5 protein-coding genes are annotated in these 6,580 nt (G+C 55.5%); 1 reads left to right on the forward strand and 4 read right to left on the reverse strand.

Translation table 11 applies throughout. From position 1 onward, the window contains the following. Positions 1 to 261 precede the first annotated feature (261 nt). Entirely contained in the window at positions 262 to 1,125 is an 864-nt protein-coding gene (locus ABX962_RS26340; protein ID WP_372723822.1) for a sulfotransferase domain-containing protein, read from the forward strand. On the opposite strand, the gene ABX962_RS26345 is transcribed toward ABX962_RS26340, so the two are convergent. The 4 genes from ABX962_RS26345 to ABX962_RS26360 all read right to left on the reverse strand — a co-directional run. Next, positions 1,073 to 2,035, reverse strand: a complete 963-nt coding sequence (locus ABX962_RS26345; RefSeq protein WP_372723824.1) for a glycosyltransferase — start codon at positions 2,033 to 2,035, stop codon at positions 1,073 to 1,075. The genes ABX962_RS26340 and ABX962_RS26345 overlap by 53 nt on opposite strands. Positions 2,036 to 2,039: 4 nt before the next feature. After that, positions 2,040 to 3,179 (reverse strand): glycosyltransferase, encoded by a 1,140-nt coding sequence (locus tag ABX962_RS26350; RefSeq protein WP_372723826.1) that lies wholly within the window; start codon positions 3,177 to 3,179, stop codon positions 2,040 to 2,042. 205 nt (positions 3,180 to 3,384) lie between these two features. Continuing rightward, complete coding sequence (locus ABX962_RS26355; protein WP_372723828.1) at positions 3,385 to 5,271, reverse strand: TolC family protein; 1,887 nt, start codon at positions 5,269 to 5,271, stop codon at positions 3,385 to 3,387. A 256-nt stretch (positions 5,272 to 5,527) separates the two neighbouring features. Further along, positions 5,528 to 6,580: glycosyltransferase family 2 protein (locus ABX962_RS26360; RefSeq protein WP_372723830.1), on the reverse strand; the 1,053-nt coding region annotated here is incomplete at its 5' end.

The raw sequence follows: 6,580 nt of genomic DNA on the forward strand, positions 1-6,580 counted from the left end.
AGGTTCGTCGTGTTGACCGACGCTATGAAGCATCTTCTCGTAGCTACCTTCGCCAGAAGGTGGGGATGCGAATAGGATGGCAACCATCCACGCTCTGGCGAGCGTAGCTACAAAACGCAAATGCCGTAGTTTGCCACTTTTAAATGCTTCACGGCATTGGGGCGAACAACAAATGCGTTTGATCAATGATTCTTGCCCACCTGCTTACGCATCGGTCAAGGTATCGATCGGTGGCGATCGACGGTAGGTGAATCACATTCCATGAGAAAACTTTTTCGCTCGCGGCAATCGGATGTTTTCTTCATTCGGGGCTATGCCAAATCGGGGACCAATTGGCTATGCAATCTGATGAATCTGCATCCCCAGATCGGATGCACGGGTGAATTTCATTTGCGTCCTCTGTTCGAAAGTGTGCGTGCCATTCAGTCTGCTCCCTGGGGAATTTTGAGCCGCGAGAAGCAATCTGCATTCCTCGAAGATGCTTTCTACCAAATGGTAAAGCAGTTGATCCGCGATGTTTGTGGCAACAAGCGATGGTGCGGCGACCGGACACCCTGTGCGCTTCGCTCGACGTTTGTTCCGGGCGTCCGGCAACTCTACATCACCCGGGACGGTCGCGATGCCGTGGTCAGTTGGGCATACCATACGCTGAACTACAACTTCAATGCAGGGCCGCGTATGCAAGAAAACTTGCAGCGGTTCAAGACTGATCCAAACTATTTTGAACAACACAAACAAGAGTTGTTGGCGTGTGAGACCGTCGTACGTGAGTTCGCGTCGCAGTGGAACGCAGCGATCGTTGACGATTTCCAAATGATGCAGTCGGCTGATCGAGCAGAGATCGATCTGCCGTATTACTGGATTCGCTATGAGGATCTGCAGGCGGATACGCTGAAATATCGAAACGAGATTTACCAGTTTCTCGGTCTGTCTGTGGCAAAGGCGAGTCCGCTGAATGCATTGACAGAACCGGGGTTTGGCTCGGCCGATACCAATCGTCCGAACGATTTTTATCGCCGCGGACGTGCTGGAACTTGGCAAGAGTATTTCACCGTCGAGCAACTCGCTTGGTTTAACGACGAGGCGAGCGAGGCGTTGCGGTTGGTTTCGAAGAATGCATCTTGAATTCACCCCACGAAATGCTCGACCGAATCAAATGAGACACCCATTCATCGGGCTGTGTCCTGTGTCGCTTTGACCGATACAGCAACGAATGAAAGGCGGCGTCAACGAGTGCGGCCATCCGCGGCCGACTTGGTTTGCCAAACATCACATTGGCTTGTCCCTGCCCCACAAAATAGGATTGCACGTACCGCTCGGTGGCTCGGTCGGCGGGGATGATGTGTTGGACCTTGGCGTTTGGAACCCAGCGGCCATTGCCCCCGCCGCGAGCGATCCGTTTCAAGACCTGCGTCTCGTCTTCTCCGATCATTCCCGAGCGGACACGGCCGAGCGTGGGATCGAAGCGATATTGCCGCTGGACGTCGGCTCGTATTGCAAAGTTAGCACCATATGGAAGCCGGTTTTCGTTTAGCTCAATCGGTTGTTCGCCCAAATCGCGTGCGGCATAGACCGATTTGCATTTGTCCCAAGTCGCTTCGATCCAATCGGGACAACCAGGCGGTTCGAACCAGGGTTCGATGGCGCCGCCAAAGAATGCCACGTCGGGTTCAGCGATAAACGCGTCACAATACGAAGTCAGCCAGTCGTCAGCGACCAACACATCATTGTCGGTCCAGACGATGTAGTCGCCACTTGCAGCTTCGATCGCACGATTTCGGCTTGCCGAGTGCCCTTGGACCGTCTCGATGAGCGACACGATCGGTAGCGTTTCCGAGAATGCGTTGATGACCTGCTGAGTATCGTCGCACGAGTTGTTGTCGACGAGGATCAGTTCCCACTCAAAGCGATCGTCCACGTTGATTTCACGCAATCGTTCCAAGGTGCGACGCAGCAAACGCGAACGGTTCCAAGTGCAAATCGCAACGCTAATCTTGATTTGCCGCGATGACTTGGGGGAATCGTATTGGGACAAGGATTTACCTGTGCATCGAGGCTAGATCGGTAATCTTGTCGTAGAAATCGGCGATTGGATCCTCGCTGTAACGCTGGCGAATCCGCGTACCTGCGAGTTCCCCCATGGCTTGCCAGTCGTCGCGTCTCTGCCATGCGGTTTCCAGGGCAGTGTCGAGCAGATCGGCAGTTGCTGCGGGGGCGATAAACCCTGTTTCCCCATCATCAATCAGCTCGCGATTGCGTCCGACATCGGTGGTAATGCAGACCCGATTACAGAGCATCGTTTCGACGATGGCCAACGCAGCCCCTTCGAAACGCGAAGGAAGAATCAATCCATGATGATTCGCCCAAACGTCTTCGATGTTTTCCGAGTAGCCTGCCAATTGAATCTGAGTTTGCAGACCGTAACGCTCAATCAGCCGCTCCATCTGTGTGCGATTGCCTTGCGAATCGCCGAACAGTCGAATCGATAAATTTCGGTCACGCCACTTGTCTTGCTTCAACACGTCGATCAGCAAGTCTTGGCCTTTCGACGTGAAATGAATTCGGCCAACGCAGGCTAGCCGGAATCCGTCATCGGCAGCAGGCCAAGCTGGGTTCGCATGCCAGTCGACATTGAACGGATTGTCGATGATTTCGGCTTGATCCAGCTCGATGGCCAGAGTTGTTTCGGCACGATCAAGGTTTTCTTGCGAAACAAAAAACACCTTTTCGGCATTCGTGTACGCGGTCTGGAATTCGTCCAGATAGATGTCGTCCAACGACTCGGTGCTGGCGGCTTGGACGTTGATCGCGTAGGGAATTTGCCGGCGGATTAATTCCGCCGCGGGAGTGACCGCATTGAGATGGTAGCCGAGAATGACGAGCACAAAATCCGGCTGTTCGCGAGCGAGCCAACGTCGTAGATGGTCGGTTTCTTTTTCAAGGTTCAGCGGCGACTTCAGCCGATACGGCCATGATCGCCATGTGGGGTCTCGGCGTGGCCAAACGGTTGCCCCTGCGGAACGTAAACGATCCAGTTCGCGGGGTGTGTCCTCCCACCAGCGGTAGTTCACCGTGACTTGGATGTCGTTATCGAGCAGTCGGTGAGCCACACGAGACCACAGCACTTCGCTGCCGCCCCACGGCATTCCCGTCATTGTCGAATAGAATCCGATTTTCACCGTGCACAATCCAAAAAAACAAAGTCGTTGATCGCTCGGGACGTGCGATTCAATTAAATGACGGGTTTGGTCGTAGCGGAAGTCGTCAAGACTTTCGTTTTCCAGGATGGTCGAAACTCTTGACGAGTTCCGCTACCTCGGTAATAGAATCGCACGTCCCCCGCGATCACACGCCAAGATCGCGGAGCGATCAGCGACGATTGCACTATCGTGGCGTGATCGATGATTCAAGCAAAGGGGTGGTGGCGGTTCGTAGCTTGGAGTCATCGTTTTTGAAGTCCTCGGGACGGGCAAACACCGAGGGTGAATTTAACGCAAACCGGCATTCGTTGATGGTCGGTTCCCCGAAACCGACCCCCATCACACTCAGCAGCGTGCCGCGTGCGTGGTGGACTTTGATGAACGCCAAGTTGTAGTCGACCAAACTGCGTTGGAATTGCGTTTCCGCTTGCGTTGCACGGACTTGAGCTTCCAGCACCTCTTCCACATGCACATCGCCTGCGGCATGACGCTCTGATTGGGCATTCAACCGAATCAAGGACGCATCGCGACTTTGTGCCATCGAATTCATTGCACCATAGGCCCGGTCGAGCTCGATGAAGGCTGCACGCAGTTCCGATGTGATGTGCCGGCGTTGTTCCTCTGCAATTGCTCGTGCCCGAGACAGTTGCAGGTGTGCACTGTGTACCGCAGCATTCTCGCGTCGGTTCAAGACTGGACGACTGTATTCGATTCCCACTTGCCATCCCTGCAACGCTTCACTGAACAGTGCGGTGTCGGTGGAAGGATCGTCAGCTAAGCGGCGATACTTTCCGATCAAGTCGACCTGAGGGCGTTGCAAGTTTCGAGCGGCCTTCAGTTCCAGGACGCGTTTATTGATCTCGGACTGCTGCTTGCGAAGTTCGATTCGGTTGACTTGGGCGAGTGCGTCACTCTCTTGCCAATCGAAACGAAGTGACGCCTCCAGCGGCGGACCGACGGGATGGATCAGTCGATCGTCGGTCGTGGGAAGCGCCAGCAGGGTTCGCAACTTTAGCTCGACGTTGTACACGCCCGTTTGGCCTGGAGTAGTGCCGCAGATCGCGTTGCGGACACCGGCTTCGGCAGAATAGTACTGCTGGCGAGCGAGCGCCTCGACGTCCGCCGGGCTGACGTTTTGAGCAACCCGTTGCTGTTCCCGTTCCCACGCTTGCCGGGCGTTGTCAAGGGCCGTTCGTTTGGCCTCGAGGTTTTGATAGGCAAAGAACAACTCCCAGTAAACGATCGCGACATCGCGAACCAATTCGGATACCGATTGTTCGACTTCCAGCCGTGCTTGATTGTGTTCGAGCTGCGAGATCAGCACCCCACGGTACATGCCAGGCTTCGCCATCGGGCCCGCGATTTGGTTGAATTGTGTTCCCGCACCACGCATCAACGGGTGACGTGCTTCGGCTCCGTAGGCAGCATAGAATCCGCCGGCGAGGTCCTCGTCATAGCCGCCGACGCCACCCACCGACACCTTCGTGCCCGAACGCAAGATGCGGCCGACTCCCATCTTCGCCAGCGTTTCGGGTTGGGCGAAAACACCAAATTGACCACTCGAAAATGCGGAATTAACCGAGCTGCCGCCGCCGTTGTAAACCAAGCCGGTCTCGAATTGAGTGTCGAAGGCCGACAAGCTTGCATCGATACCGAGGTTCGGGTCGCTTCGTAAGACCGCCGGATCCAGTGTGGTCCGCACGGCATCGGGAAAGGTCAAAACGCGACCGCCGCGATCCCGAATCACTTGGCTGTTGTCCAGCGCCAACATCACCGCCTCGTCCAGCGTCAAGTGCCATGGCGTCAACTGGTCGAACTCATCCGCACTTGGTGGGATTCGCTCGGCCACCGATCCTGCAAAGAAATCGGTCTGAGATGGCAGAATCGGCTCTGCAAACGAAACCGTTTGCAGTAGCGATTCCCTTGCCGCTTTTGTTGGCGAATCTGCGTTGGCGACAGCCTTTTTATCAAGTCCAGCATTCGCGAAGGGACGAACCGGGGGCGAGCGACAACCCGATACCCATGCGATCGCCAGCGTGATCAGCGTCAATGCCGCTGCGCAACGAGTCAATTGGGGCGGCGGCTGGGCATGCATCGGCGGTGAAGTGGACGGAAAGAAGGTCGTGCGTGGTAGTCAAGCTTTAACTTTCATCGGAATGGTAGTGGCCACATATCACGATCATCGTCGCCACCGGACCGAGTCGCCTAACCGGAAAATTTTAACGAGCTGAAGCAGGTCGTTCATTCTGTGAGCCGTGACGCGTGAGCGGCCGGGTCCCACGCGTCCCCCGGTGCCTCACGACCCACCACTGCCATTTACACACCGCTTACAGCGACTGGGTTTCCGTGGCGGATTCGCGGTATGGCGAGTAGGTTCCACGCTGAATTTGACGGCCTCGGATTCGATACTCGATTCCTCGCCATGAGATCGTTTTGGTGACGAAACACTTGATAAAGGTCAGCGGCGAGATGAGTTGAGCGAACACGATCCAAATGGGCAGCATCATCCACGAGGTTAGCCCGAGCGATGCTGGCATCACTCGGCTGCTCGCGATTTGGCGACTCGCAGCCCACTGGCACAATCCAACGAGCAGTAGATTCGAGAGTTCAAATCCAACAAAGACGATCACCGCCGTGCGGATGGCACCCGCGTCAGATTGGACCACACCAATCGCGACCAATGCCACAGCAAGAAAGGGGACAATCACCGAGATGATCCCGTAGCCCACCGTTGCTGGCCAGGAAGGGTGGTAAAGTTTGGCGGTCAACAATTGACGCGGGATCCACTGCATCAGATCGCTGAACGTGCATGATTCGCGGTTGACCATCAGCACGCTTGGCACAAATACTTGCCGGTAACCGTGCCGACGCAGCACGCTAAAGAGCATCGTGTCCTCGCAAAGTGCTGTGGACCATTTATCCAGCAGTCCTGTTTCGTCGATCACCCGCCGCCGGATCGCCAAACTGCCTCCCCAAGCGATCCGCAGCAAGATCATGTTGATCGCCGTCGGTACGTTCCACAGATAGCGGACGATCGATCCACCGGTGGCGGTCGGTGGATCGTACCATCGATTGCCGGTCGTCGCCCCAACGTTCTCGCGTGCCAGCGGAGCGACAAGTTCGGCTAACCAAGTGCGATGCGGAGTGGAATCGGCATCGCACAATGCAATCACCTCGAACGACGGATCAATCGCTCGTATCGCCTGGACAATGCTGCTGCACTTTAAACTGCAACTCTCGGCCGGATCTTTCAAGACATGGATATGTAATCGCGAGTTGGACTCGAACGCTTGCAAAATCGTCTGCGCTGGATCGGTAAGACTATCAACGACGACGTGCAATTCATAATCCGGATAATCTTGGTCCAAAAGCCGGGCGAT

The organism is Novipirellula sp. (assembly GCF_041583735.1).
Classification (GTDB): domain Bacteria; phylum Planctomycetota; class Planctomycetia; order Pirellulales; family Pirellulaceae; genus Novipirellula.